This window comes from Streptomyces sp. CA189 (assembly GCF_056428985.1).
Map to the genome: position 1 here is coordinate 1 of NZ_JBWJVM010000083.1, position 26,186 is coordinate 26,186.

General features: G+C 73.8%; 27 protein-coding genes. 12 read left to right on the plus strand and 15 right to left on the minus strand.

What is annotated here, in order from left to right; genetic code table 11:
- Positions 1–42 precede the first annotated feature (42 nt).
- The 5 genes from AC061S_RS37210 to AC061S_RS37230 form a co-directional block, all read right to left on the minus strand.
- Positions 43–741, minus strand: a complete 699-nt coding sequence (locus tag AC061S_RS37210; protein WP_327252398.1) for a DUF4191 domain-containing protein — start codon at positions 739–741, stop codon at positions 43–45.
- A 10-nt stretch (positions 742–751) separates the two neighbouring features.
- Positions 752–949 (minus strand): SCO2195 family GlnR-regulated protein, encoded by a 198-nt coding sequence (locus tag AC061S_RS37215; RefSeq protein ID WP_250743563.1) that lies wholly within the window; start codon positions 947–949, stop codon positions 752–754.
- A 279-nt stretch (positions 950–1,228) separates the two neighbouring features.
- Positions 1,229–2,176, minus strand: coding sequence for a lipoyl synthase (lipA, locus tag AC061S_RS37220; RefSeq protein WP_254383412.1), 948 nt, complete (start codon positions 2,174–2,176; stop codon positions 1,229–1,231).
- A gap of 119 nt (positions 2,177–2,295) precedes the next feature.
- Entirely contained in the window at positions 2,296–3,093 is a 798-nt protein-coding gene (gene lipB, locus AC061S_RS37225) for a lipoyl(octanoyl) transferase LipB (RefSeq protein ID WP_478690298.1), read from the minus strand.
- A gap of 88 nt (positions 3,094–3,181) precedes the next feature.
- Entirely contained in the window at positions 3,182–3,523 is a 342-nt protein-coding gene (locus AC061S_RS37230; RefSeq protein ID WP_478690299.1) for a hypothetical protein, read from the minus strand.
- 173 nt (positions 3,524–3,696) lie between these two features.
- Between AC061S_RS37230 and AC061S_RS37235 the strand changes: the two genes are divergently transcribed.
- Positions 3,697–5,166: a regulator gene (locus AC061S_RS37235; RefSeq protein ID WP_478690300.1), complete on the plus strand. Its 1,470-nt coding sequence runs from the start codon at positions 3,697–3,699 to the stop codon at positions 5,164–5,166.
- Positions 5,167–5,410: 244 nt separating this feature from the next.
- Here AC061S_RS37235 and AC061S_RS37240 read toward each other — a convergent pair whose 3' ends face one another.
- The 3 genes from AC061S_RS37240 to AC061S_RS37250 form a co-directional block, all read right to left on the minus strand.
- Positions 5,411–6,661, minus strand: coding sequence for an FAD-dependent oxidoreductase (locus tag AC061S_RS37240; protein ID WP_478690301.1), 1,251 nt, complete (start codon positions 6,659–6,661; stop codon positions 5,411–5,413).
- 208 nt (positions 6,662–6,869) lie between these two features.
- The gene (locus AC061S_RS37245) at positions 6,870–7,763 is read right to left on the minus strand and encodes a TIGR01777 family oxidoreductase (RefSeq protein ID WP_478690302.1); all 894 of its coding nucleotides are present in this window, start codon (positions 7,761–7,763) and stop codon (positions 6,870–6,872) included.
- A gap of 75 nt (positions 7,764–7,838) precedes the next feature.
- Positions 7,839–8,546, minus strand: coding sequence for a VIT1/CCC1 transporter family protein (locus tag AC061S_RS37250; protein ID WP_478690303.1), 708 nt, complete (start codon positions 8,544–8,546; stop codon positions 7,839–7,841).
- A 76-nt stretch (positions 8,547–8,622) separates the two neighbouring features.
- Between AC061S_RS37250 and AC061S_RS37255 the strand changes: the two genes are divergently transcribed.
- The gene (locus AC061S_RS37255) at positions 8,623–9,735 is read left to right on the plus strand and encodes a PP2C family protein-serine/threonine phosphatase (protein WP_478690304.1); all 1,113 of its coding nucleotides are present in this window, start codon (positions 8,623–8,625) and stop codon (positions 9,733–9,735) included.
- Between the two features lie 202 nt (positions 9,736–9,937).
- Entirely contained in the window at positions 9,938–10,522 is a 585-nt protein-coding gene (locus AC061S_RS37260; protein ID WP_478690305.1) for a polysaccharide deacetylase family protein, read from the plus strand.
- Between the two features lie 39 nt (positions 10,523–10,561).
- On the opposite strand, the gene AC061S_RS37265 is transcribed toward AC061S_RS37260, so the two are convergent.
- Positions 10,562–10,825 (minus strand): hypothetical protein, encoded by a 264-nt coding sequence (locus tag AC061S_RS37265; RefSeq protein ID WP_478690306.1) that lies wholly within the window; start codon positions 10,823–10,825, stop codon positions 10,562–10,564.
- A 106-nt stretch (positions 10,826–10,931) separates the two neighbouring features.
- Between AC061S_RS37265 and AC061S_RS37270 the strand changes: the two genes are divergently transcribed.
- Positions 10,932–11,312 (plus strand): ArsC/Spx/MgsR family protein, encoded by a 381-nt coding sequence (locus tag AC061S_RS37270; protein ID WP_478690307.1) that lies wholly within the window; start codon positions 10,932–10,934, stop codon positions 11,310–11,312.
- A 7-nt stretch (positions 11,313–11,319) separates the two neighbouring features.
- Here the strand turns inward: AC061S_RS37270 and AC061S_RS37275 are convergent, their stop codons facing one another.
- Genes AC061S_RS37275 through AC061S_RS37285 form a run of 3 tightly spaced genes read right to left on the minus strand, consistent with a single transcriptional unit; the run spans position 11,320 to position 12,988 of the window.
- Positions 11,320–12,051, minus strand: coding sequence for a ketopantoate reductase C-terminal domain-containing protein (locus tag AC061S_RS37275; RefSeq protein WP_478690308.1), 732 nt, complete (start codon positions 12,049–12,051; stop codon positions 11,320–11,322).
- Positions 12,048–12,284: a ketopantoate reductase family protein gene (locus tag AC061S_RS37280; protein WP_478690309.1), complete on the minus strand. Its 237-nt coding sequence runs from the start codon at positions 12,282–12,284 to the stop codon at positions 12,048–12,050. The genes AC061S_RS37275 and AC061S_RS37280 overlap by 4 nt, the downstream gene beginning before the upstream one ends.
- Complete coding sequence (locus tag AC061S_RS37285; protein ID WP_478690310.1) at positions 12,281–12,988, minus strand: NADPH-dependent F420 reductase; 708 nt, start codon at positions 12,986–12,988, stop codon at positions 12,281–12,283. Before AC061S_RS37285 ends, AC061S_RS37280 begins: the two co-directional genes overlap by 4 nt.
- 209 nt (positions 12,989–13,197) lie before the next feature.
- Between AC061S_RS37285 and AC061S_RS37290 the strand changes: the two genes are divergently transcribed.
- Positions 13,198–13,788: a hypothetical protein gene (locus AC061S_RS37290; RefSeq protein ID WP_478690311.1), complete on the plus strand. Its 591-nt coding sequence runs from the start codon at positions 13,198–13,200 to the stop codon at positions 13,786–13,788.
- A gap of 99 nt (positions 13,789–13,887) precedes the next feature.
- On the opposite strand, the gene AC061S_RS37295 is transcribed toward AC061S_RS37290, so the two are convergent.
- Complete coding sequence (locus AC061S_RS37295) at positions 13,888–14,817, minus strand: Gfo/Idh/MocA family protein (RefSeq protein ID WP_478690326.1); 930 nt, start codon at positions 14,815–14,817, stop codon at positions 13,888–13,890.
- Positions 14,818–15,096: 279 nt separating this feature from the next.
- On the opposite strand from AC061S_RS37295, the gene glnII reads away from it, so the two are divergent.
- From glnII to AC061S_RS37315, 4 genes are all read left to right on the plus strand, one after another.
- Positions 15,097–16,116, plus strand: coding sequence for a glutamine synthetase (gene glnII, locus AC061S_RS37300; RefSeq protein WP_385377575.1), 1,020 nt, complete (start codon positions 15,097–15,099; stop codon positions 16,114–16,116).
- Between the two features lie 96 nt (positions 16,117–16,212).
- A complete protein-coding gene (locus AC061S_RS37305; protein WP_478690312.1) occupies positions 16,213–17,121 on the plus strand; it encodes a DUF6891 domain-containing protein in 909 nt (302 codons plus the stop codon).
- A 353-nt stretch (positions 17,122–17,474) separates the two neighbouring features.
- Positions 17,475–18,077, plus strand: a complete 603-nt coding sequence (locus tag AC061S_RS37310) for a winged helix-turn-helix domain-containing protein (protein ID WP_478690313.1) — start codon at positions 17,475–17,477, stop codon at positions 18,075–18,077.
- Positions 18,078–18,214: 137 nt separating this feature from the next.
- Positions 18,215–20,068, plus strand: coding sequence for a serine/threonine-protein kinase (locus AC061S_RS37315; RefSeq protein ID WP_478690314.1), 1,854 nt, complete (start codon positions 18,215–18,217; stop codon positions 20,066–20,068).
- Positions 20,069–20,123: 55 nt separating this feature from the next.
- On the opposite strand, the gene AC061S_RS37320 is transcribed toward AC061S_RS37315, so the two are convergent.
- Positions 20,124–21,596: a PepSY-associated TM helix domain-containing protein gene (locus AC061S_RS37320; protein ID WP_478690315.1), complete on the minus strand. Its 1,473-nt coding sequence runs from the start codon at positions 21,594–21,596 to the stop codon at positions 20,124–20,126.
- An 86-nt stretch (positions 21,597–21,682) separates the two neighbouring features.
- Complete coding sequence (locus AC061S_RS37325) at positions 21,683–22,480, minus strand: hypothetical protein (protein ID WP_478690316.1); 798 nt, start codon at positions 22,478–22,480, stop codon at positions 21,683–21,685.
- 66 nt (positions 22,481–22,546) lie between these two features.
- Between AC061S_RS37325 and AC061S_RS37330 the strand changes: the two genes are divergently transcribed.
- From AC061S_RS37330 to AC061S_RS37340, 3 genes are all read left to right on the plus strand, one after another.
- Entirely contained in the window at positions 22,547–23,233 is a 687-nt protein-coding gene (locus AC061S_RS37330) for a rhomboid-like protein (RefSeq protein ID WP_478690317.1), read from the plus strand.
- A gap of 66 nt (positions 23,234–23,299) precedes the next feature.
- Positions 23,300–24,115: a tyrosine-protein phosphatase gene (locus AC061S_RS37335; RefSeq protein ID WP_478690318.1), complete on the plus strand. Its 816-nt coding sequence runs from the start codon at positions 23,300–23,302 to the stop codon at positions 24,113–24,115.
- Between the two features lie 121 nt (positions 24,116–24,236).
- Complete coding sequence (locus AC061S_RS37340; RefSeq protein WP_478690319.1) at positions 24,237–26,165, plus strand: hypothetical protein; 1,929 nt, start codon at positions 24,237–24,239, stop codon at positions 26,163–26,165.
- Positions 26,166–26,186 lie beyond the last annotated feature (21 nt).

A 26,186-nucleotide genomic window follows, 5' to 3' on the forward strand; every position in this document is an offset into this window, starting at 1 on the left:
GCCGCCCGGGGCCCCCCTTCTGTGTCGTATACGAAAAGCGGACTAGCGCATCTTTCCGCCGCGCGGCATGCGCATCCCCTTGGGCATCGGACCCTTCGGGATCGGCATGTTGCTCAGCAAGTCGCCCATGGCCCGCAGTTTGTCGTTGACCTGGGTGATCTGGGGACCCGAGAGCACGCGGGGCAGCTTCATGAGGGTCGTACGGACCTTCTTGAGCGGCACCTCGCCCTCGCCCTTGCCCACGATGAAGTCGTGGACCGGGATGTCGGGCATGATCCGGGCCAGCTTCTTCTTCTCGTTCGCGAGCATCGGCTTGACCCGGTTCGGGTTGCCCTCGGCGATCAGGACCACACCGGCCTTGCCGACGGCCCGGTGGACGATGTCCTGCTGCTTGCTCATCGCGACGGCGGGGGTGGTGCTCCAGCCCCTGCCCACGTTGTCCAGTACGGCCGCGGCCGCGCCCGGCTGTCCCTCCATCTGTCCGAAGGCGGCCGTCTCGGCTCGCCGTCCGAAGATGATCGCCATCGCCAGGAACGCCACCAGGAAGCCCAGGATGCCCAGGTAGACCGGGTGGTCGATCAGGAAGCCGATCGCAAGAAAGACACCAAAGGTGACGATTCCCACGCCCGCGACGATCAGACCGACCTTCGGGTCGGCCTTGCGCGTCATCTTGTACGTCAGGGCGATCTGCTTCAGTCGCCCGGGGTTCGCAGCAGTCTCTGCGTTTGACTTCCTCGCCATGCAGCGAAGTTTACGTGGCCTTCTCGGTCCGGGTCGCCGCGGCCTCGAGTACGTGCTCGGTTTCGACCCGGTCCTTGGCCCTGCGGCGGTCTTCGAGGACGGCCGTCCAGGCGTTCCGACGGGCGCCGCTCATGAGCAGCGACTCCAGGCCGCGGACGGCGTCGGTGAAGGACGGAATGGCGATGGCGCGTACGGGCGCGGCCTGCATGGTGTCGACCCTTTCACGGAGCTCACGTCGGGGGTTGCCAAGCGTGTGTGCGGTGCGTCGAACAATCGTCACCGACTGGTGTTACCAGGGCGTGACCGACTCGTCAAACAGTGATGAAACCTTGATGCGGCCCACTAGAGCCTTCCAAGGAAGAGCCTAGGGGCCGCATCGGTGCGGTGTTACCCGCAAGTAAGACTTTGTGCGCGAGTTCACATACCCCCCGCACCACGCGTCTCGCGTGCCACTCGGGCCTCACGCGCCGCGCTCAGACGGCCGCCGTCAGACGGTCGCGCGCTTCTCCATCGCCTGCTGGTAGAGACGGCCGGCGCGGTACGAGGACCGGACCAGCGGACCGGACATGACTCCGGAGAAGCCGATCTCCTCGGCCTCCTGCGCCAGCTCCACGAACTCGGCCGGCTTCACCCAGCGCTCGACGGGGTGGTGGCGCGGCGAGGGCCGCAGGTACTGGGTGATCGTGATGAGCTCGCAGCCCGCCTCGTGGAGGTCCTTCAGCGCCTGGCTGACCTCCTCGCGCTCCTCGCCCATGCCCAGGATCAGGTTGGACTTGGTGACGAGGCCGTAGGCCCGTGCCCGGGTGATGACGTCCATCGAGCGCTCGTAGCGGAAGCCGGGGCGGATCCGCTTGAAGATGCGCGGCACCGTCTCGATGTTGTGGGCGAAGACCTCGGGGCGGGAGGCGAAGACCTCTTCCAGCAGCTCCGGGACCGCGTTGAAGTCCGGGGCGAGCAGCTCGACCTTGGTGTGGCCGCTCTCGCGGCCCGCCGTCTGCTGGTGGATCTGGCGCACGGTCTCCGCGTAGAGCCAGGCTCCGCCGTCCGCCAGGTCGTCGCGCGCGACGCCCGTGATGGTGGCGTAGTTCAGGTCCATGGTGACGACGGACTCGCCGACGCGGCGGGGCTCGTCGCGGTCCAGCGCCTCGGGCTTGCCCGTGTCGATCTGGCAGAAGTCGCAGCGCCGGGTGCACTGGTCGCCACCGATGAGGAAGGTGGCCTCGCGGTCCTCCCAGCATTCGTAGATGTTCGGACAGCCGGCTTCCTGGCACACCGTGTGCAGTCCTTCGCCCTTCACCAGGGCCTGCATCTTGGTGTACTCGGGACCCATCTTGGCCCGCGTCTTGATCCACTCGGGCTTGCGCTCGATGGGCGTCTGGGCGTTACGGACCTCTAGGCGCAGCATCTTGCGTCCGTCGGGTGCGACTGCGGACACGACCGGCTCCCTGTGACTTCGATTCTTCGGCGCCCACCAGGGTACGCCCGTAATTTCATACGCTCTTACGTCGGCCAACCTGCGGGCGGCCCGACCCATTCCCCGGCGTCCCCCCGGGATCAGCCCGCGGCGGGCTCTGTCTCCCGGGGCCGCAGCTCCGCCTGCTCCAGTACGTCCTTCAGGTGCCGTTCGATCACCGGCAGCACCTCGGCGATGGTGATCTCGCGGCCCAGCTCGTACGAGAGCGAGGTCACACCGGCGTCCCGGATCCCGCAGGGGACGATCCGGTCGAACCAGGTGTTGTCGGGGTTCACGTTGATCGCGAAGCCGTGCATCGTGACGCCCTTGGCGACCCGGATGCCGATGGCGGCGAGCTTGCGGTCCTCGCGGCGCTGGCCGGCGTTGGACGGGGCGTACTCGGGGCCGTTCAGCCGGGGGTCGAACTCCTCGTCGTGCAGCCTCGGGTCGAAGTCCAGCGAGAGACCGCCGATCTTCGGGCGCTCCGCCACCGGGTCGCCGAGGACCCAGACCCCGCTGCGCCCCTCGACGCGGGTGGTCTCCAGGCCGAACTCGGCGGCCGTGCGGATCAGCGCGTCCTCCAGGCGGCGGACGTGGGCGACCACGTCGACCGGGCGGGGCAGCTTCATGATCGGGTAGCCGACCAGCTGGCCCGGGCCGTGCCAGGTGATCTTGCCGCCGCGGTCCACGTCCACCACGGGCGTTCCGTCGAGCGGGCGCTCGCTGTCGGCGGTGCGCCGACCGGCCGTGTAGACCGGCAGGTGCTCCAGCAGCAGGCAGGTGTCCTCGATCTCGTCCGCGAAGCGGGCCGCGTGCACCCGGCGCTGCTCTTCCCAGGCCACCGTGTACTCGACGGCCTCCGGGCCGAAGCCCATGCGGACAAACCCAAGCTCAGCCACCGCGGCGCCTCCTCGTTGAACCTGCCGACGAACTTGCTGTGTGCACCTATCGCACCAGGCAAGGGTACGGCGGCCCCCGCGCACCCCGTCAGCCGCCCGTCCCGGGCACCGCCCAAGGCCCCGTATCCGGGGGTCCGGGGAGCTGTTTCGGCCGCCTGCGGCCCTTCGGCGGCCGGTCCGGGTCCTCGTCCGCCCGGGGCAGCCGGCGGTGCCCTTCGGAGTGGTCGTTCACCCAGCCGCAGACCCCGCACGCGTAGCGCCCGTCGAGACCCGCGATGTAGGTCCCGCACCGCCGGCACTCCGCCTCGGTCAGCTCGGGCGCGGCCGGCTCGGGGACGTGCGGCGGGGCCGTGGACTCTGCGTGGCTGTCGTCGCCGTCGGGGCGCTCGCAGCTGCCGGGGGGAAGCTCCCCGGTGGGCCGGCGGGTCATGGGGCGCAGCGTACGCGGGTGGAGGGGGTCGGTCCGTAAAGGGACCCACCGGTTCTGCACACGATCGGATGAATGTGGGACAGAGAGGGCGGTCCGGGCAAGGTTCGCCGCTACATTCACGCCGTTCACAGGGCCGGGACTCCGGTCCGTCACGTCAGGAGACCGTGGAGCCGATGACGGAACGACCTGCCCAGCGTGTCCCCAACCGGCAACTCTCGGCGCTGATCGCCGAGGCCGGGTTCTCCAACGCCGGGCTCGCCCGCCGTGTCGACCAGCTCGGTCTGGAGCACGGTCTCGATCTGCGGTACGACAAGACCTCCGTGACCCGCTGGCTGCGCGGGCAGCAGCCGCGCGGCACCACCCCGGCGCTCATCGCGGAGGTGTTCACCCGGCGCCTGGGGCGTCGGCTGTCGGCCCAGGACCTGGGCCTGGACGCGTGCGCCCCGGTGTACGCGGGGCTGGAGTTCGCGGCCACCCCCGAGGAGGCCGTCGACATCGCGAGCGGGCTGTGGCGCAAGGACTCCGGTTCGCACGCCGAGCTGCGCAAGATCGCCTTCACCCCGGCCGGGCTGGTGGTGCCCAGCCGGGACTGGCTGATCGGGCGGGCCGACGAGCGGGTCGGCCGGGGCGCGGAGCAGGCCGCCTTGCGCGTTCCCGAACAGGGCCGTCCGGAGCAGAGCCGTCCGCTGCCCGGACGGGCCTCGGTGCCCCGGCAGCGGCAGATCGACCGCGGACCCGGGCAGCGGGTGACGGGCGGCGACATCGCGGCGCTCAGATCGGTGGGCGAGCTGTTCCGCACCCTGGACCACGCCTACGGGGGCGGCCATGCCCGCCAGGCCCTGGTGCGGTACCTGGAGCACGAGGCCGAGCCGATGCTGCGCGGCACCTACGGAGAGACCACCGGACGCCGGCTGTTCTCCGCCGCCGCGGATCTGACCCGGCTCGCGGGCTGGACCTCGTACGACATCGCCGCGCACGGGCTCGCCCAGCGCTACTTCGTCCAGGCGCTGCGCCTGGCCCAGGCCGCCGGGGACCGGCCGTACGGGGCGTACGTGCTGATCACGATGAGCCGGCAGGCGGTCTACCTCGGCCACGGCCGGGAGGCGGTGCAGCTCGCCCGGGTGGCCCAGCAGGGCGTGGGCTCCGGGCCGCCGCCGGTGGTGCAGGCGCTGCTGCACTCGGCGGAGGCGCGCGGGCACGCGGTGCTCGGGGAGGTCAGGGCCTCCACGGCCTCGCTGGTGCGGGCCGAGCGGGCGCTGGGCGCGGCCCGGCCGGGGGACGACGTACCGCACTGGGCGCGGGACTACGACGAGGCGCAGCTCGCGGACGAGTTCGGGCACTGCCACCGGGACCTCCAGCAGTACCGGGCCTCGGCGCAGCACGCGGAGCGGTCCTTGCAGCTCCGGGCGCCGTCGTACGCCCGCTCGCGGCTGTTCTGCCGGGTGGTGCTGGCCACGGCGCGGCTCGGGCTGGGCGAGCTGGACCAGGCGTGCGCGCTGGGTGCGGAGGCGGCGCAGCAGGCGATGGAGATGCGGTCGGTGCGGGCGGTGGAGTACGTACGGGACTTCGAGCGGCGGCTGGAGCCGTATCGGGACGCGTCGGCGGTGCGGGGGTATCGGGACCGGGTGGCCGCGCTGTCCTGACCCTGCGGGTCGGCTGCGGGGGTGGCTGCGCCCCCCGGGGCCCGGCGGGTGGCTGCGCCCTGGTGCCCCTGCGGGTCCGCTCCCGGGGCTCCGCCCCGGACCCCGCTCCTCAAACGCCGGAGGGGCTGATTTTGCCCTGCGGGCAACCAGCCCCCGGAGGGGTGGTTGCCCGCAGGGCGGCGCAGCCTCCAGGAGGTGGTTGCCCCTAGGGCCGCAGTACCGCCGGTCCTGGTGGGTGGTTGGTTCAGGCTGCCGCCGGGAGGGCGGCTTCCGGGGCGGTCGGGACGGGGATGCCGAAGTCGCGCAGGACGGCGGCGGCGGCTCGGCGGGCCGAGCGCAGGGCCCCCTCGACGGTGTTGGTGTCCCGGTGGTCGCCGCACACGTACAGCCCGGCCAGGACCCGGACGGTGCGCAGGGTGTCCTGGGGCGGCGGCATGGCGGGGACCGCCTCGGGGGTGTGGTGGACGGTGAGCAGCTCCCAGTCCCGGGTAGCGGTCTCGTAGAGCCGGGCCAGCCGCGAGGCGACCGTCCGGGTGGGCGGCGGCGGGCCGAGCACGGTGGTGGTGACCAGGCTGCGGCCGGCGGGGGCGCGCGTCGGGTCGACCGCGCTCATCACCGCGGTGTGGGCGACGGGCCAGTCCGGGTCACCGTCCAGGAGCAGCGAGCCGTCCCAGGGGAGCGGGGTGGTGGTGGCGTGGTGCATCACGGTGACCCGGTGGAAGGCGGGCACGCGCAGTCCCGGGAGCAGTTCGGCGGCGGCCCGGGCGCCGGTGGCCAGGACCGCGGAGCGGCAGCTGAAGTCGCCGTGGTCCTCGGTGGTGACCAGGTTGGTGGCGACGGAGCGGACCCGGACCCCGGTGCGTACGGTGCCGGGCGGCAGCGCGGCGGCGAGCAGTCCGGGCAGGGTGGCGGCGCCGCCCTCGGGTACGGCGAGGCGGCCGCGCGCGAAGGTGCGCAGGGCCAGGTCGGCGACGCGGCTGGAGGTGGTGAGTGCGGGGTCGCGCAGGAGCGCGGCGAGGAGCGGGCGCAGCGTCGTACCGAGGCTCCTGGAGCTCAGGGCGGCGTGCGCGGTGCGCTCGGGGCGGGCCAGGAGGCGTTCCTCGGGCAGCGCGGCGAGGCGGGCGAGTGCCGCGCCGATCCGGGCCTGGTCGAGGGAGCCGCTGGTCAGGGCGCGGGCGGGGGTGAGGGCGCCGGCGCGCAGGGTGCGGCCGTCGCTGTGGACGAGGGCGCCGGGCGCGAAGGGCTTGAGGACCAGGCCTTCCAGGCCCGGGGTGCGGGCCGGTTCGGTGTAGGCGGTGTTGAGGAGCTGGCCGATCCGGTCGAGCCGGAAGCCGTCCACGGTCTCGGTGGCCATCCGGCCGCCGGGGTCGTCGGCGCTCTCCAGGACGATGACCGTGACTCCGGCCGCGATCAGGTGGTGCGCTGCCGCGAGTCCGGAGACTCCGGCTCCTACGATGACCACGTCCGCATGGTGTGCGTGTGCGCTGTTGAGCACGTGCCCCTCCCCGAGGTCGGCCCGGCTGTGTGGGGAACCTCCTTCCCCCAACGGAGTCGAGCGGAACCCGAGTTGGGCGGGCCATTGCGGGTAATGCGGTCAACTCCGGTCGCACGGCGGTCGCATTCGGCTCACGTGCGGTCGCACGCGTGCGCCGGGGCGCTCCCCCGGAGCCCCGGGGCTTTCAGGCCCGGATCCGCGGGGTGTTTCAGGCCTCCAGCGCGGCCCTGATCGACTCCTCGATCCCGGGGTACCGGAAGACGAACCCGGACTCCAGCAGCCGGGCGGGGCGCACCCGCTGACTCCCCAGCACGTCCTGGGCGAACTCCCCGAGCACCACGCGCATGACCGGCGCGGGCACGGCGAACACCGCCGGGCGGTGCAGGACCCGGCCCATCGCGGCGGTGACCTCGCGGTTCGTCAGGGGCTCGGGGGCGGTCAGGTTCACCGGCCCGGACAGGGCCGGGGTGTCGACGATGTGGCGCAGGGCGGCGATCTCGTCGTGCATCGAGATGTACGACCAGTACTGGCGGCCGTTGCCGAGGCGGCCGCCGATGCCGGCCTTGAAGATCGGGAACAGCTTCCCCCAGGCACCGCCCTCGGCGGCGACGACCAGTCCGGTACGGGCGAACACGGTCCGGATCCCGGCCTCCCGGGCGGGCGCGGCGGCGGCCTCCCACGCCACGCAGACCTCCGGGAGGAACCCCTCGCCGGCCGGGGAGTCCTCGTCGACGGCCCGGTCTCCGGTGTCTCCGTAGTACCCGACGGCGGATCCGCAGACGAGCGTCGCGGGCGGGTCGGCCATCGCGGCGACGGCCGAGGCGATGGCGGCCGTGCCCTTGACCCGGCTGTCGCGGATCTCCCGCTTGTAGGCGGCCGTCCAGCGGTGGTCTCCGACCCCGGCCCCGGCGAGGTGCACGACGGCTTCGCACCCGGCGAGCCCGGCCGGGTCCACGTACCCGCGGGCGGGGTCCCACCGCGCCTCGCCGGGCCCGGCCGGCTCCCGCCGCACGAAGCGGACGACCTCGTGTCCGTCGGCCTTCAGTGACCGCCCGAGGGCGCTGCCGATGAGCCCGGTGGCACCGGTGACTGCGATACGCATGGCCCCATCTTGGCAGCGGGCCCACGCCCGCGGGGCCGTCCGGCCCGGGAGCCCCCGTGCAGGGCCCCCGGGCCCTCAGGCGGCCGCGCCCAGCCAGGTGCCGACCGCGTAGGTCACCGCCATGGCCAGCGCGCCGCCGGCGACGTTGCGCAGGATCGCCCGGGCCGCGGGGGCCCCGCCCAGCCGGGCGCTGAGCACCCCGCACAGGGTCAGGGACAGCAGGACCGCGACCACGGTCACCGGGACCCGCTCCGACGCCCCCGGCAGGACGATCGCCAGCAGCGGCAGCAGCGCCCCCACCGTGAACGCCACCAGGCTCGCCGCCGCCGCGTGCCAGGGGTTGGCCAGCTCGTCGGGGTTGATCCCCAGCTCCACCCGTGCGTGCGCCCGCAGCGCGTCCCGTTCCGTCAGCTGCTCCGCCGCCTCCCGCGCCACCGGCTCGCTCAGCCCCCTGCCCATCAGCAGCCCGGTCAGCTCCTCCAGCTCCTCCTGCGGCGACTCCTCCAGCTCGCGCCGCTCCACGTCCAGCGCGGCCTTCTCCGAGTCCCGCTGGGAGCTGACCGACACGTACTCCCCCGCCGCCATCGACAGCGCGCCCGCCAGCAGGCCGGCCACGCCCGCCGCCAGGATCGCCGTCCGCGAGGTCGTGGCCCCGGCCACGCCGACGACCAGGCCCGCCGTGGAGATGATCCCGTCGTTCGCGCCGAGCACCCCCGCGCGCAGCCAGTTCAGCCGGGTACTGATCGCCGCGCTCTGCTCCGCCGCACCGTCCGCTTCCGTCACGCCACCACTGTCGCGGTCGCCGCCGGAAGGAGCCACCCGGCGTGCGCGCCTTCGGCGCCGGGATCAGGGTGGAGGGGTGAGACGCCGACGCGAGGAGCCGGGCTGGCTGCGCGGGGCGCCGCCGCCGCGCTGGGCCCGCCTCGCGCCCGCGGTGGCCCTCGTCGTGCTGGTGTTCGTGCAGCGCATCACCCCGGGCGATGTCGAGCTGGGCTACTTCCTGGCCGGGCTCCCCCCGGTGGCCGCCTTCGCCTACGGGGCCGGCGGGACGGCCGTCTTCGCCGGAGTCGTGCTGGTCCTCATCGGGCTGCCCTCGCTCGGGATCGCCCACGCCCGGGGCTCCGACCTCGCGACCGTGGCGGCGATCGGCCTGCTCAGCGTGATGGTCGCCTGGGTCCGAAAACGCCGCGACGCCCAGTTGGTGAGCGTGCGCACCGTCGCGGAGGCGGCGCAGCTCGCGGTCCTGCCGCCCGTCCCCGAACGGGTCGGCGCGGTCGGCTGCGAGGGCCTCTACCGGGCGGCCCAGCACGGCACCCTGGTCGGCGGCGACCTGTACGACGTACGGGTCGGCCCCTACGGCGTGCGCGCGCTGGTCGGCGACGTCCAGGGCCACGGCCTCGCCGCCGTCGGCACCGTGGCCTCGCTGCTCGGCGCCTTCCGGGAGGGGGTGCTGGACGACGCGGAGCTCACGACGGTGGCGGCCCGGCTGGACCGGCGGCTGCTGGCGGACTCGGCGGCCGAGGCGGTGGCGCACGCGGAGCTCTTCGCGACGGCGGTGCTGCTGGAGTTCCCGCCCGGGCTGGACGTCGTACGGATCGTGTCGTGCGGGCATCCCCCACCCCTGCTGCTACGGGGTTTCACGGTCTCGGAGGTCGACGTGGACCCGGGGCCTCCGCTGGGCCTGGGCCTGGCCGGTCCCACCCCGGCGGCGCCGGCCGAGCTCCGGATCGTCCCCGGGGACCGGCTCGTGATGTACACGGACGGGGTGACGGAGGCCCGCGACGCGGCGGGGAACTTCTACCCGCTGCCCGCGCGCGTGCCCGTCCTGGCGACGGATCCGGCGGGGCTGGCCGCCGCGGTGTGGAAGGACTTGCGGTCCTTCACCGGGGGCGGGCCGCGCGACGACGTGGCCCTGCTGGTGCTGTCCCTGGACGCCCCGGCGCACGATGACCACGCCGTACTGAACGCATGACCAAACGATGACAAGCGGCCATTTGGGTCAATTTCCGTGTTTTGCTCGGGTCTTCCAGCCCCCCGAGCACGGAATCCGAGGCCCATTCGATGCGCGCACCGTACAAGCACAACCAGCGGATCACGGCCGTCGTCGCGGCGGTTCCGGAGCCGTCGCCCTGATCACCGGCGCGATCGTGGTCGGCCTGACCGGGGAAGAGGCGGTGGCGGAACCGGATTCGGCGCAGAACCAGCAGATCGAGGCCCCCGCCCCGCTCCAGGTGGGCTCGGCACTGGTGCACGCGGCCGAGGACGCGGGCAAGGTCGTCAACCTCACCCTCGACGACGGCCCGGACCCGCGGTGGACCCCGAAGGCGCTCGAACTCCTCAAGGCCCACGGGGCGAAGGCCACCTTCTGCCTGACCGGCCCGAACGCGAAGAAGCACCCGGACCTGGTGAAGGAGATCATGGACGCGAAGCGGATGATCGACGAGGCGAGCGGCTCCGCCCGCATCTGGTACTACCGCGCCCCCGGCGGCGCCTTCACCCCCGAGAGCCGCGAGATCGCCGCCCGCGCCGGCATGGCCAACCTCGGCTGGAACGTCGACCCCGGCGACTTCAACCGGCCCGGCGCGGACGAGATCGTCAGCGCCGTGCAGGACCAGTTGAAGACCAAGGGGCCGACGATCCTCATGCACGACGGGGGCGGCGACCGCTCCCAGTCCGTCGAGGCCCTCGGAAAGCTGCTGCCGTGGCTCAAGGAGCAGGGCTACGACTTCAGCTTCCCGAAGATCCCCGACGCGGGCTGAGACCTGCCGGCCCGCCCGGCCCGCCTCCGCCCGGCCCGCCTACCCGGCTTCGCGGATGAAGGAGCGGACCAGCTTGCAGGTGACGTTCGACGGCCGGCGGATGCCCGTCCGGACGGCCATCGTGCGGATCTTGCGGTTGGTGGCGCGCTGAGCGTCGTACGTGCCCGAGTCGAGCAGCGATATCGCCAGCCGCATCGCCTTCAGCCGCCGGTTGTGGCTCTCGTACCACTCGCGGGGCAGCCCCGCCGGCAGTGGCTTCTTCTTGACGGGCCCGATGGTGTGCAGGGTCATGGCAGTGGCCATCTACAGCCTCCCAAACGGTAGTTGGCGTCCTGTCCTTCTCCTTCGATTTTACCGGCGACCACTGACAAAGGACCTGGCCAGACGGCGCCTCGCTAAGCTTTCCGGCATGGAGATCTGGATCAACCCCGCCTGCTCGAAGTGCCGTAGCGCGCTGACCCTGCTGGACGCGGAGGGCGCCGAGTACACCGTCCGCCGCTACCTGGAGGATGTACCGTCCGAGGCCGAGATCCGCGAGGTCCTGGGGCGGCTGGGCCTGGAGCCCTGGGACATCACCCGCACCTCGGACCCGCTGGCGAAGGAGGCCGGCGTCCGGGACCTGCCGCGCGAGGAGACCGAAGCCGCCCGCGGGGCCTGGATCAGCCGCCTGGCGGCGCACCCGAAGCTGATCCAGCGTCCGATCATCACGGCCGAGGACGGCACGGCGGTGGTGGCCCGCTCGGAGGAGGCCGTCCGCGAAGCCCTCTCCCGCACGTCCGGCCCCCGCTAGCCGGGGCCTAAGACGACAGCCCCGACCGGACCCCTACTCCCCCCGCCGCCACCCGCCGCTGGTGCACCCGCAGTTGGAGGGCCGCGAGGTCGAGGAGCGGGGTGGGTACGGCGAGGCCGCGGGCCCGGGCGGACAGGTCGCCGAGCACGTGCTCGACCTCGGTCGGGTGACCGGCGAGCAGGTCCCGGTACACCGACGGGGTCAGCGGCGAGTCCGGGGCGGCCAGCGTCCGGGCGGTGAAGGCGAGTTCGGACTCCGGCACCGGATATCCGGAGGCGGCCGACACGGCGGCCGCCTCCGCGAGGACCGCCAGGCCGAACTCGGTCCCGCCGGGCGCGGAGTTCACCTCTCCGACGGTTCCGCGCGCCAGGGAGGTCACCGCCGCCAGCGTGGTGATGAAGACCCACTTGTGCCACATGGCACCGACGATGTCGGGCACTTCGGGGGTGTCGATCCCCGCCCCGGCCAGCACCTCGCGCACGGCGTCCACCCGCGCCGAGGGGCGGCCGTCGCGTTCACCGGTGAGCACCACGGCGGGCGGGGCCAGCCGGAGGATGTCGCCGTGCTCGTTCAGGGTGGTGACCACCTTGGCCACTCCGCCGAGCACCGCCGCGTCCCCGAACCGGTCCCCGAGGTGGTCGAGGTGGGCCATTCCGTTGAGCAGGGGCAGGATCGCCGTCCCGGGACCGACCGCCGGCCCGAGGTCCCGGGTGGCCGCTTCGAGGGACGTGGACTTCACGGACAGCAAGGCCGCCGCCAGCTCCCGGCGTACGTCCGCGCCAGCGCGTCGGCCGTGACGAGCTGCGGAGCGAGCTCGATCTCCTCCCCCGGCCCGCTCACCCGCAGCCCGCGCGCCCGCAAGGCCTCGGCCCGCCGGGGGCGCACCAGGAAGGTGACGTCCCGGCCCGCCCGGGCCAGCCGCGCGCCGAAGTAGCCGCCCGCGGCGCCGGCTCCGACCGTCAGGATCCTCATCCGGTGGAGCCTGCCGGCCGGACCGCCTTCGCCAGGGCGGTGCGGACGGTCGCGGCGTCGGCGACGGCCGCCGGGGTGTCGGCGAGGCCGTTCGGGCCGGCCGGGCCCTCGGCGTACGGGAGGACGTACACGGGCGTGTCGCGCTGGAAGCGCCAGCTCTCGGCGAGCGCCCCCGCGTCGACCGCGTCGTAGCCGAGCAGGTCGAGGAGGCGGGTGGCGGACGCGCGGGCGGCCGGGTCCTCGCCCGCGATCGGCAGGGCCGAGCGGTCCGGGGAGCCGGCCGGGCGGGCGAGGGAGAGCAGGTGCTTGAAGTAGATGTTGTTGAACACCTTCACGACCTGCGCCCCTGACAGGTGGTCCTGGACGAGCCCGCTGGTGGTGGACTCCTCCGCCTCCAGGGCGGGGAAGACCCCGTCCCGCTGCGGGTAGTAGTTGAGCGTGTCGAGCACGACCTTGCCCGCCAGCACGTCGGCGGGCAGCTCGCGGTAGTTCTTGAGCGGGATGGTTGCCACGACCCAGTCGCCGGCGGACGCCGCCTCGGCCGGGGTGGCGGCCCGGGCCCGCGGGCCGAGCTCGGTGACCAGGGCCTCCAGTGTCTCCGGTCCCCTGGAATTGCTGAGGACCACGTCCAGCCCCGCGTCCACGGCGAGCCGCGCGAGGGTGCTTCCGATGTTGCCGCTTCCGATGAGTCCAAGAGTTGCCATGCGGGGTTCAAGTCGCCCGCGATCCAAGGTATTCCGCAGCTACGCCACCGGGGTGAGCCGTCCCGGCCACCGTCCGCGCGGCGCCCCGCCACCGCCGGCGCCCCGCACACCGCGCGTCCCCCCTGCCAGGGCCCTTGACCCCGGCCCCGTCCCGCGCCTCGTAGGGTGGGGCCAGCACAAAGGGGACGTACAGCACCAAAGGATCCATAGTGAACGAGCAGCAGCACCCGCGATCCAGCACGCCCGGCGAGCCGCCGCTGCCGCCGGTGCCTCCGGTGCCGACGGTCGTCCCGGTGTCCCCGATCCCCGCGCTCCCCCCGCCCCGGCGCGGCGCCGACTGGATGTTCGGCGGGGTGTACGGGACCGTCCTCGCCTCCGGGCTGCTGGCCGCGCTCGACCAGAAGGGCGGGGAGTACACCCCCTTCTACGACGCCAGTTGGGTGCTCGTCACCGCCGCCACCGCCGGGCTCGCGCACGGGTACTCGCACCACATGAGCACCCACCAGGCCGGCTCCGCCGGGCACCGGTGGCGGATCCTCGGGCGGGCCCTGTGGAACGAGTGGCCCATGATCGCGGCCACCCTGCCCACGGTCCTGCTCCTGCTCGTCGCCGGACTCACCGGCTGGGACTCGCACGGGGTCACGGCCGTCGGGCTCGGCGTGAACACCGCGATGCTGTTCGCCTGGGGCGCCTTCGTGGCCCTCCGGGTCGGCTACAAGCTCGGCTCGGCGCTGCTCATCGGGGTCGCCGACGCCACGATCGGGCTGGCCATCATCGCGGCCAACGCGGTCATCAAGTAACGCCCCCGCCGCGCACGGCGGGGGCGCCGCTCAGACCGTCCGGCCGCATGGGGGAGGCGCCCCCACCCGGCCGGACGGGTGCCCGCGCGCCCCGGGGGGCTACTCCGGCAGCTGCCCCTCCGCCTCCGCCAGGATCTCCGTCAGCCGGGCTCCGAACTCCGCCCCCCGTACGTCCGGCACCCCGGTGCGGGCCGAGGTCAGGAGCGCGTCCAGGGCGCGGCCGTAGGCCTCCGGGACGTTGCTCCACTCCGGCAGGCCGAAGACGCCGGCGGTCCCGCGCAGCTCCAGCCCCACCCCGGCGGCCGCGCGCGGGGAGCTGAGGCTGAGCACGGCGGTGCTGGCCGCGCCGGAGCTGTGGCGCAGCGCCAACTGGACCACGTCGGCGGGGCCGCGGGTGGCGCTGACCGCGGTGACGTCGCCGAGGACCGGAATGAGTACGGACAGGGCGTGCGGGCCCACGTCCCACAGTCCGCCCTTGGCCTTGCGCCAGGGCGAGTCCGCGTAGGCACTGGGTTCGCCGTCGGGCGGGAAGACCGCGCCGAGCCAGTGCGCCGCTGCGGTGAACCAGCCCGTGCGCTCCGTCTGCTCCGCGACCCAGCCGGCGGTCGGCTCGGCGAAGCGCAGGGTGAGGAAGACGACGGAGGCCACCCGGTGCTCGGCCACGGCCGCGGCGACCGCGCGCGCGGCGGCCGGGGTCGTGGCGACGGGTTTGTCGAGCAGCAGATGGCAGCCGGCGGCGGCCGCGCGCACGGCGAGCGGGGCCTGCACGTCGGGCGGGAGGGCGAAGGCGACGGCGTCACAGTCGGCGAACAGCGCGTCGGGGTCTTCGTACACCTTCACCCCGTACTCGCGCGCCAGCTCGGCCGCGGCTTCGGGGCGACGGCCCCAGACTCCGGCGAACTCGGAGCCGGGGTGCGCGGCGAGGGCGGGGGCGTGCGTGCGGCGGGCCCAGGGGCCGGTGCCCAGCAGCCCGACCCGGGGTCGGGGCCCGGAAGCGGCCTCTGCGGCGGCATCTCCGGCGGACGTCAAATCGTACGAAATGCTCACCCGCCCAGTCTGCCCCACCCGGACGGGCGTCCGGACGCCAGCCCTCTCGACCACGCCCACCTGCGGCGCAAACCTCGGTAACACGGGGTTCACACACGGGCAACGGAAGAGAAATCGCGAGCGGGCACTCTGCGGTCTACACCGCAGAACGAATTCGCAGTACGCGAGCCACAGGGACGTGAACCGCCGTACGCGATCCGCAGGACGCAGCGCAGCACCCGCAGAGTCTGCGCCGGAGCGACGCACCGAAGGATGGGGCCCGTGAGCTACAAGGCTGAGTACATCTGGATCGACGGAACCGAGCCGACGGCGAAGCTGCGCTCCAAGACCAAGATCATGGCGGACGGCGACGCGCTGCCGATCTGGGGCTTCGACGGTTCGAGCACCAACCAGGCCGAGGGCCACGCCTCCGACCGCGTACTGCAGCCGGTGTTCACCTGCCCGGACCCGATCCGCGGCGGCGACAACGTCCTCGTCCTGTGCGAGGTCCTGAACATCGACATGACCCCGCACGAGTCGAACACCCGAGCGCTGCTGCGTCCGATCGCCGAGAAGTTCGCCGCTCAGGAGCCGATCTACGGCATCGAGCAGGAGTACACCTTCTTCGACGGCACCCGCCCGCTCGGCTTCCCGGTCAACGGCTTCCCGGCCGCGCAGGGCGGCTACTACTGCGGCGTCGGCTCGGACGAGATCTTCGGCCGCGACATCGTCGAGAAGCACCTGGACCACTGCCTCGCGGCGGGTCTGGCCATCTCCGGCATCAACGCCGAGGTCATGCCCGGCCAGTGGGAGTTCCAGGTCGGCCCGGTCGGCCCCCTGGAGGTCTCCGACCAGCTGTGGATCGCGCGCTGGCTGCTCTACCGCACCGCCGAGGACTTCAACGTCTCCGCGACGCTGAACCCGAAGCCGGTCAAGGGCGACTGGAACGGCGCGGGCGCGCACACCAACTTCTCCACGAAGGCGATGCGCGAGGACTACCGCGCGATCATCTCCGCGGCGGAGTCCCTGGGTGAGGGCAGCAAGCCGCTGGACCACGTCAAGAACTACGGCGCGGGCATCGACGAGCGCCTGACGGGTCTGCACGAGACGGCCCCGTGGAACGAGTACAGCTACGGCGTCTCGGACCGCGGCGCCTCCGTCCGCATCCCGTGGCAGGTGGAGAAGGACGGCAAGGGCTACATCGAGGACCGCCGCCCGAACGCGAACGTCGACCCGTACGTGGTGACCCGCCTCATCACGGACACCTGCTGCACCGCCCTGGAGAAGGACGGCCTGGTCTGACACCGGCCGGCCACCCCTGACACCACCACGGCGCCCGTCCTCCCCCCGGGGAGGGCGGGCGCCGCGCTGTCAGTGGCTCCTGCCACGGTGTGGGCCATGCTGCCCGTCACCCTGCGCACCGAGTCCGCCGAGACCTACCACCGGCCCGCGCTCCCTCTGCTGACCGAGCTCGTCGGGCGCATCGGCGCCGACAGCGACCACTTCCTCATCGTGGAGCGACTGCCGGACGAGCCTGACGTGTTCGTCCAGGTGTGGCACGCGACCGGCGGGGACTACCAGCTGGAGTACCGCGACGGCGCCGCCGACCGGCACTTCCAGGCCCACGTCGGCGCGGCGGCCGAGGTGGTGGACGTGATGGCCCGCTGGGCCCGCCAGGCGAAGGGCTGGGACCTCGGCCCGGCGTGGGAGCGGCTGGAGTTCCCGGTGGAGGAAGTGCCGCCGCTCGCTCCGGAGGTGGAGGAGGAGCTGACCGTGCTCGTGCGGGACGGGCTGCGGTGCGGTTACGACGACCGGGCGACCCTGAGCGAGAACGCCGAGGAGTACCTCGTCGCGGACGGCGTCCGGCCGGTGTCGCGCGCGCAGGCCGAGCACCTGGTGGACCGGCTCTGGCGGGAGCGGCTGGCGGAGCAGGCGCACTGGGCGGACGAGACCGACCCCCAGCGGCTGGCGCGGGCCTTCGGCTCGCTCGGCGCGGCGGGCATCACCGCGCGGGAGAACTTCGCCTGCTGCCGCAACTGCGGCCTCGCGGAGATCCGGGCGGCGGGCCGCGAGGACGCCCGCGGGTTCGTCTTCTTCCACTCGCAGTGCACCGAGGGCGCCGCGGCGGGTCATGACCTGTGGCTGCTCTACGGGGGCTTCGAGCCGGGCGAGGAGCTCACCGCCTCCGTGGGCCGGGAGGTCACCCGGGCGCTGGACGCGGTGGGGCTGACGTGGGCGTGGGACGGATCCGCCCACGATGCGATACGGGTGACCGGGATGGAGTGGAGGAAGCGGCTGGGCGGGTGACGGTTTGTCGGGATTGCAATGGTGCGTTCACGGCATGATCGCGGAATATGGGATTCCGCTCCACCAAGTGAGACGGGGTCTGCCCCGGCGCCCGCGCATCTGCTTGAATGGGGCCATGGCCAGCTACTCGCACACCTCGACCGGTCGCAGCGACCTCGAGCCGTTCTGGCCTTCCCGTCAGGATCACGATTTCGACCGGGTGTGTTGCCGCGCGAAGAACGCGCCGGCCCTCTAAAACCTCCGGGACCTCCAACCGACCTTCCCCGAGGCCTTCGGTCTGCGCGGTACGACACAAGACGACGCCTTTACGTACGTCTCCTGCCGACCACTCCGCGTGAAAGAGCTGACCACTCATGGCGAACACCCGTTCCTTCGCTTCTGCCGCCTCCGCTGCGACCTCTCCCCTGACCTACCCGGCGTTCCCGCCCAGTCCGCGCCACCGCCTGCGGGCCGTGGACCGCGACGAGGTGGGCGCCGTTGCCCGCGTAGCGGACTTCCTGCCGCCCGGCGCCACCTGGCTGCCCGCCCCCGCGCACACCCTGCCCACCCTCCCCGGCCAGCCGCCGATGGTCGGCTACCTGGTGCTCGTACCGGCCGACCAGCAGCCCCCGACCGGCTTCTCCCCGCAGTCCGTTCCCGCCGCCCCGGCACCCGGCGCGGCGGCCGTCACCGGCGACGCCCTGGTCCGCATCGACCCCGCGCAGCGGACCGCCGAGGTGGACGGCGAGGTCCTGGACCTCACCTACCTGGAGTTCGAGCTGCTGGCCCACCTGGTCGCGCACCCGCACCGGGTACACAGCCGCGACCAGCTGGTGACCACCGTCTGGGGCTACGGCCACGTCGGCGACGGCCGCACGGTCGACGTCCACGTCGCGCGACTGCGCCGCAAGCTGGGCGCCGCCCACCGCGGCGCGATCCAGACCGTACGCCGGGTGGGGTACAAGTACGCCCCCTGACCGGTACGACGGCGGGCCCGTACTGACGAGGAGGGGTACGGGCCCTGGCCGGCCGGTCCAACTCGGGCCCCCACAAAGGGGACTTCCTCGCACATCCGTGCCGATCAGGACCGGTCCCTGCCGTAGGCTTTTCCGACGTGACCATCGGAACCGGCAGCGTACTTGCCCCACTTGAGCCCCAGGACCCCCGCGAGACCGCCGGCTACCGGCTGATCGCCCGGATCGGCGAGGGCGGCATGGGCACCGTCTACCTCTCGCACACCCGCGGCGGGCAGCCGGTCGCGCTGAAGCTGATCCGCCGGGAGTTCGGACAGGACCCGGGCTTCCGCAGCCGGTTCGAGCAGGAGGTGCGGGCCGCGCGCCGGGTGCAGGGCTACCACCTCGTGCCGGTCCTCGACCACGACACCACGGGCGCCGCGCCCTGGCTCGCCTCGGAGTTCGTACCGGGACTGTCGCTGCACGACACCCTCAGCGCCTACGGTCCGCTCCCGCTGCCCGCCGTCTTCCAGTTGATCGGCTGCACGGCGCGGGCCCTGAGCTCCATCCACGCCGCGGGGGTCGTGCACCGCGACCTGAAGCCCGCCAACCTGCTGCTTGGCGCGGCGGGGCCGTACGTCATCGACTTCGGAATCGCCCGGGCCGCCGACAGTACGCAGCTCACCCGCACCGGCGGGGTCATCGGCACTCCCCAGTTCATGTCTCCCGAACACGCGCTGGGCGCCGAGGTCACCACCGCAAGCGACCTGTTCGCGGTCGGGCTCATCGCCGCCGTCGCGGCCACCGGGCGGCATCCGTACGGGACCGGCGGGGCCACGGCCCTCGGCGTGCGGATCGCCAACACCGACCGGCTGCCTCCGGACCTGAGCGGCTACCCGCTCGAACTGCGGCCGCTGCTGGAGCGCTGCCTGACGGCGGATCCGGCGGCGCGGATCCGCACGGACGAGCTCGCCGCCATGTGCGAACTGTTCGCCGGGCGGCCGCTGAACGATTTCGGCGGCTGGCTCCCGGAGCCGGTCGGGCAGGAGATCGCCCACCGGGTGCGGGCCGCGGAGAATCCGCCGGCGCCGACGGTGGCGGACTCGGGCGGCGGCGTGGGTGCGGGTGCGGGTGCGGGTGCGGGTGCGGCAGCGGCCGCAGGTGGTGGCGGGTTCGGCCCGGCCGGTACGGGACCGCGGACCGGGGCGTCCGGCACCGTCGGCGGGGTCCACGACGCGGACACGGCCTTCGCGCCGCCCCGGCCCGCCGGGCCGCCGCGGCCCAGCCACCCGACGCCCGCGTCACCGCCGGCCCCTGCTCCCGCCCCTGCTCCCGCCCCGGCCCCGGCCCCGGCCCCGAAGGGATTCCGGGGCGGGCTCGTCGCCGCCTGCCTCGTCCTCGCCGTCGCCGCGGGAGCCGGCACGGTCTGGCTGCTGGACGGGGACGACTCCAAGGACGACGCGAAGGCACCCGCCGCCCGGCAGGAGACCCCGGCCGCGCCCGCGGCCGAGTCCGGATCACCGGATCCGGCCAGGGCCTCCTCCCCGCCGAAGTCCTCGCCCTCCGCCTCCGCCGCGCCGAAGGCCGCGTACACGGTGGTCTTCCAGGACAAGCCCCTGACCCTGCGCGCCCCCTCCTCCAGCACCGGAACCCACGTCGACCTGGACGCTCCGAAGGTCGTTCCCAACGGGAGGATCGGCGAGGACAAGGAGATGGAGCTCGTCTACCAGGACTGGAGCAGCGCCAGCCTGAGCTTCCGGACGGCCACGGGCAAGAGCCCGGGTCGTACTCCGGAGGAGTGCAACGAAGCCGTCGGCACCGACACCCTGCCGGCCAAGCTGCCGAGCGACCAGCTACAGCAGAACAAGGTGATCCCGAAGGGGACCGTGCTGTGCACCGTCACCAGTGACGGCAACCTGGCGATGCTCCACATCACCGACGTCGTGCTCGACAACGGGTCCCTCGCGCGCATGCCCGACTACGTCACCACGCTCACGCTCTGGAAGATCGGCTGACGCCGCGGGCCGGACCCCCTCCGGAGGGGGTCCGGCCCGAACGGCCGCCCGTCGCCTATGCCTTCGCGGTGCCCCTCGACGCGACGAAGCCCAGCACCAGATCCCCGGCCAGGAACACCAGCAGGCTGATGCCCAGCATCGGCACGAACCACCCCACGACGGCCGTCGCCGCGGCCAGCGGCAGCAGCAGCGTCACCGGCAGCTTCCGCCACGCCCCGCGCGGCTGGGGGCGGCCGGCCGAGAGCGTGCGCTCCTTGGTCGGGCGGCGCAGCCACCACATGCGGTAGCCCCAGACGACCATGAACATCACCAGGACCGCGAGCGCGGCCAGGGCCAGCTGGTTGGCGAGCCCGAAGGTCAGGCCCATGTGCAGGTCGATGCCGAAGCGGGTCAGCTGCGCGAGCAGCGGGTGGTCGGCGAACCGGAGTTCGTCCATGACCCGGCCGTCGGCGGGGTCCACGGCGACCGCGTCCAGGTGCACCGGCACCTGCTTGTCCTGCTCCTTGACCACGTACCCCTTGCCCTGGGCGGGCAGGGTGATCCGCAGTGACTCGGTGACCCCGGCGGACCGGGCCGCCGCCACCGCTCCGTCGATGCCGATGACATCGACCGGAGCGGGCATCGCCTCCTCGGCTCCGGCTGCCGCGCCGTGCCCGGCGTGCTCGCCGCCCGCGTCGGCGGCCGGCGCGCCGGGGAGCTTGGCGGCCACGGCCGGGGTGCTCCCGCCGAGGCGGTCCTGGAGCTCCCCGATGTTCTCGCCGGCGTACCTCGACCAGGTCAGGCCGGTGGCGGAGAGGCCGACGAGGCCGACCGCGATCCAGACGCCGACGGAACCGTGCCAGGACAGGGTCTTGCGGCGACCGGTCGCCGTGCGGTCGGGCACGACGAGGGCGGCCTTACGGGCGCGCTTGCGGCCCATCCACAGTGCAAGCCCGCCGAGCGCGACCACCCACAGCCAGCTCGCGGCGAGTTCGCTGTAGTTCCGGCCGAACTCCCCCAGGTGGAGGCTGGAGTGGAACTCGCTCAGCCAGGCCCGCAACGGCAGCGCGTCCCCGACGGTGGTGAGCTCCCCGCGGACCTCGGCCGTATACGGATCGACGAACACGGTGAGGGTCTCGCCCTCGGCGAGTCCCGGGCTCTTCATGATCACCCGGGTGGTGGCATCCGCCTCGGGCGCGGGCCATACGGCCGTCACTTCGCCCTGGGGCGCGGCGGCCGCGGCCGCGGCGACCTGGGCGCCGAGCGGCTGCGCGCTCGCGCCGACGCGGTCGACCGTCAGCTGGTCGGCGTAGAGGATCTTCTCGGCCTGCCAGGAGCCGGCGTAGAGCAGCCCGGTGGTGGCGGCGACGAGCAGGAGCGGGGCGATCAGCAGCCCGGCGTAGAAGTGCAGCCGCAGGATCAGCGGCCGCAGGGCGGCCCAGGTGCCGGGCGTGCGGGCGGGGGCGGCGGCGGGCTCGGCCGCGGCCACGGGGGTTTCGGGGGCGTCGGGGTCCGCTGCGCGGAGTTCCCCGACCTCGTCGAGAGACATGGGTGTCCTAGGTGTTGGCGAAGACATGGGTGAGCGGCCCCAGGTCTCGCCTCCTCGCCCGGGTTCCGGGGAGGTGCGCCGTTCGGTCAGGCGCGGGCAGGACGGCCGGGGGCCGTGATACGGATCCCTCCGCGCGCGGGCGGCCCGCGCCGCTCGGCGGTGTGCGCGTGCACGGCGCCGCGCAGGGTGCGCGGCCGCTCGTACCCGGCGGGCCGGAACGCCCGCGCCGGCGGTACGGGGATCCCGCGCGCCCGGAGCAGGGCGAGGACCCGGGAGAGCGGCCGGGCGGCGAGCAGCGCCCCGGCCGCGAGGGCGGCGGCGAGCCGGAAGACGGCGGCCTCGCCCCAGGCCAGCCAGAGCGCGCAGAACAGCCCGGCGACGACGTGCGCGGCGATCATGCCGAGCCCGTCGTGGGCGTGGCCCGCGGCCATGTCGCCCATGCCGGCCATACCGCTCATGCCGCTCATGCCGTCCATGGCGTGCGTGCCGTGCATGCCCTGCACGGCGTCGGCGGCCACGCCCTCCAGGCCGGCCTCCGCGCCCATGTCCATGTGCATGCCCGCGCCCGAACTCCCACCCGCGTCCGCGTCCGCGCCCGCCTGATGCCGGCTGCCGGCCGAGGCGGAGGCGGAGGCGGAGGCGGAGAAGACGAGGTGCAGGACCGCCTGTACGGCGAGCAGCGCCGCGGCGATGGAGAGCGGTCCGCGCCGGCGCCCGGCGGAGAGCCAGGCGAGCCCTCCGGTCAGCCCGAATGCGGACAGAAGACCCAGTGCGGGAAGGTCCGTACCGGACATGTACGAATGCCCCGCGGCACCCAGTGCGACGGCCACCGCCGCGAAAACCGCGGCCCGCGTGGCGCGCATCGGCGCGGGGCTGTGTGGCATGACCTGCGCATATTGCCACGGGCCCCCGCCTCGCCGTACGGCACCCCCGTGGCCGATCATGGTCCGATGAGCCCACTGCCGTTGACGGTCCCGTTGAGCACGGTGTACGCGGGCACGGTCCAGCTCGGGGCGTACGCCCTGGAGCGGCTGGATCCGCAGGCGCGGGAGCGGCTGCTGCGCCGCTGCTCCACCAACGCCGACAACCTGGACGCCGGCCGCTGGGAGACCCTGGCGGCCAGCGCCTTCCTCGTCGAGGAGCCGATGCCGCTGCCGTACGTCCTCCTGCTGGCGGCCGTCCTCGGGTACGCCGAGTACGCCTACGGGGCCTGGTGGATGGCCGCGGCCTTCCTGTTCGGGCACGTCGCGGCCACCCTCCTGGTCTACGGGGTGCTGCGCCGGACGACCGGCCCCCACACCCAGCGGGCGCAGGAAACCCGGCGGGCACGGGAGACCCGGCGGGCACAGGAGACCCGGCGGGCACTGGACGTGGGCACCAGCTACGGGTTCAACACCGTGCTCGGGGCGCTGACCTCGGCGCTTCCGCGCGGGCCGGTGCGCGCCACCGCCCGGGTCGGGCTGCTGGCGCTCGCCGTCCGGCCGGTGCTGCGGCGGGAGCGGACCTTCACCGACGCCGGCCACCTGGTGGCCCTGGGGCTCGGCCTCGGGGTCTCGCTGGCCGCCGATTACCTTTCCGGACCGAAATCTCCGAAAATCATCTGGATGACACGCGTCACCCAGCGTGCTTCACCTTGAGCCGTCCAGTCCTCCGATCATTCGATTGTCTGATCACGTTTCTCTGATCATGTTGGAGCCCCCACGATGACCGTCATCCCCGCCAAAACCGTCGCCAACCTCCGGGACCTCGGCGGCACCCCGCTCGCCGGCGGCCGCAGCGTCCGCCCCGGCCTGGTGCTGCGCTCCGGCCAGCTCGACCGGCTCGACCTCGACGTCGACCAGGCGGTGGCCGCGCTGGGCATCGGCACGGTCATCGACTTCCGCACCGGCGCGGAGCGCGGCGAACACCCCGACCGGATGCCGGCCGGCGCCCGGCTGCTCATAGCCGACGCCCTGGCCGACAAGATGACGGCCGACGCCGGGGGCGACGGCGGGCCCGGGAAGATTCCCGCCGCCCACCTCAAGGACCTCCTGTCCGACCCCGCGGTGGCCGAGGAGCACCTGGGCGGCGGCAAGGTGCGGGCCCTGTTCACCAGCCTCTACGGCTCCCTGGTGAGCTCCGCCTCCGCGCAGTCCGCGTACCGGCTGCTGCTCACCGAGCTCGCCGACCCGCAATCCGGGCCGCTGCTCTTCCACTGCACGGCGGGCAAGGACCGTACGGGCTGGGGCGCGACCGTGGTCCTGTCGCTGCTCGGCGCCGACGACGAGACGCTGATGGCCGAGTACCTGTCGGTCAACCCGGCGGTGCGGATCGCCTTCGCCCCGATGATCGAGGGCTTCACGGCGGCCGGCGGGGACCCGGACATCGCGCTGTCGCTGATCGGCGTCTTCCCCTACTACCTGGAGGCCGCGCTCGACGAGGTGAACACGCGCTACGGCTCGATGGAGAAGTACGTGCGCGAGGGTCTGGGCGTCCCCGACGAGACGGTCGAGGCAATGCGCGCCCGCCTCGTCGTCTGAGCCCCGCGACGGGACCTCGTCGACCCGGCGGGCCGACCGGTGCGGCCGCTCCTGGAGGACCGGCCCGAACATGCGCGCTGGGACCCGGTGACCATCCGACCATTCGCTCGTTCTGCTGAACGTGACTGCGCCGGATACCGCCACCCGTCCCTTCCCGCCCGATGTCGAGCAGGCCGAGGCCGCCATCGTCGAGCACTATCCGCGCCTGGTGCGGCTGGCCTACCTGGTGCTGCCGCCCGCCCTCGGACGCAATCGGCGGGTCCTCACCGCCCACTCGCTGGCCCAGCGCGCCCTGCCGCGCGGGCGGCGGGACGGGGCGGCCGCCGCGCAGGCCGCGGTGCAGGGCGGGGTTCCGGGGCAGCGCGGCGGGGCGGGGCCCGAGTCCGGGTACGCGTACGTACGGCTGCGCGTGCTGCGGTCCGCGCTGGAGGCGGGGATCCCGCTGACGTTCCGCGCGCTGCCCCGGCGGGCGCAACTGCCGCCGCTGCTCCCCCAGGTGTGGGGGCTGCGGCTGTTCCCGCGCTCGGGCGGGGCCGAGGAGCTGGCGCTCGACCAGTGGCTGGCCACCCTCGACGGGCCGGGCCGGGCCGCGTGCGTCCTGCGGGCGCTGGAGCGGCTGCCCGAGCCCGAGGTGCTGCGGGTCCTGACCGAGGCGGGGGTGGCCAACCCGGCCGCCGCCGTGGCGGAGTCCGGGGATCCGTCCACCGACGAGCTGTTCGCCTCCCCCGAGTTCGACCCCTGCGTGCTCCAGGCGCGGCCCACCGACCTGCTGCGCCGCCGCCGGCTCGTGCGGGCCGGGCTAGCCGCCGGGATCGCCCTCGCCGTGGGCGGGGTGCTGCTGTCCCTGCCCGGCGGCGGGTGGGGGGCCGACGGGGCGGCCGCCCCGCTGTACGCGAAGAACGCGGCGGCGGAGCAGGCCCTGGACCCCGGCCAGCTCGTCCGGGTGGCGCCCACGGTCTGGCGTACGTCCTCCCGTACCGACTACTCCGGCTGGCCCGCGCGCGGCGACCGCGTCGACGACACCGCGCTGCTGCGGCGGGCGCTGGCCGTCTGGGCCCGGCCGGGTCGCACGGTCGTGGTCTCCGCCACGCCCGGCACCCCGTCCGGACCGCCGATGGGGCCCCCGCAGCTGCTGTTCGCCGGGACCGTCGACCAGGCCGTCGTGGTGCTGCTGTACGACGGCCTGCGCGTGGCGCGGTACGCCGAACCGCGCTCCGGCACCGACATCGCCGCCCTCGACTTCGCCCGGACCGACGGCGCCTCGGCGGACACGGCGGCGGCCCTGGTGCTCAGCCGGGTCGACGGCAACGTCCGCTATCTGGCGGCTCCGTGGGTGACGGGCGCGGCGCAGCGGGACCTGCTGAAGCCGGGGGACGCCCCGGCGGCGCTCGAGCTGACTCCGGACGGGATCACTCCGCCGGTGCCGAGTCCCGCCCCGGAGGGCACCTGTACGAGCTGGAATGCCCTCGCGGTGACCGGTGACGGCGCGACCCGGCTCCTCACCGACCTGGGCGAACTGACCCCGGCCCGGCTGACCTCGGGGGCGCCCGGCGCCGAGCGGAACGTCACGGAGGGCGCGGAGCTGGGCGACTGGTCGCGGATCGCGTGCCTGCTGCCCTCGGTGCGCTCGCACGGGGTCCGCACGGTCAACGCGTGGACGTACGCGAAGCAGCCGCTGCCGGAGGGCGACGGCACGGCGACCTGGCTGTGCACCCGGGCGGAGACCTGGCAGGGCACGGCGGACCGGGTACAGGCGCAGTTCCTGGCCCCCGGCGCGCCGCTGGCGGCGCAGGCGGCGAAGGCGGAGGGCTCGCCGGCGTGCGGGCCGCGGGAGCCCCGGGTGCTGGCCGGGGTGCTGTGGAAGTCGAAGGCCGGGCAGTGGTACGTACTGGCCGCGGGCAGTGCGCAGTTCGCCTCGCTGACCGTGGGCGGCGGCCAGGTGAGCGGGGTCGCGGTGGGCAACCGGCTGGCGGTGAAGGCTCCGGCGGGGGCGCAGGTGGAACTGACGGGCAAGCTCACGGACGGCTCGAAGGCGGGGGTGTTGAGGTAGTCCCGGCACGGCGCCATGGGG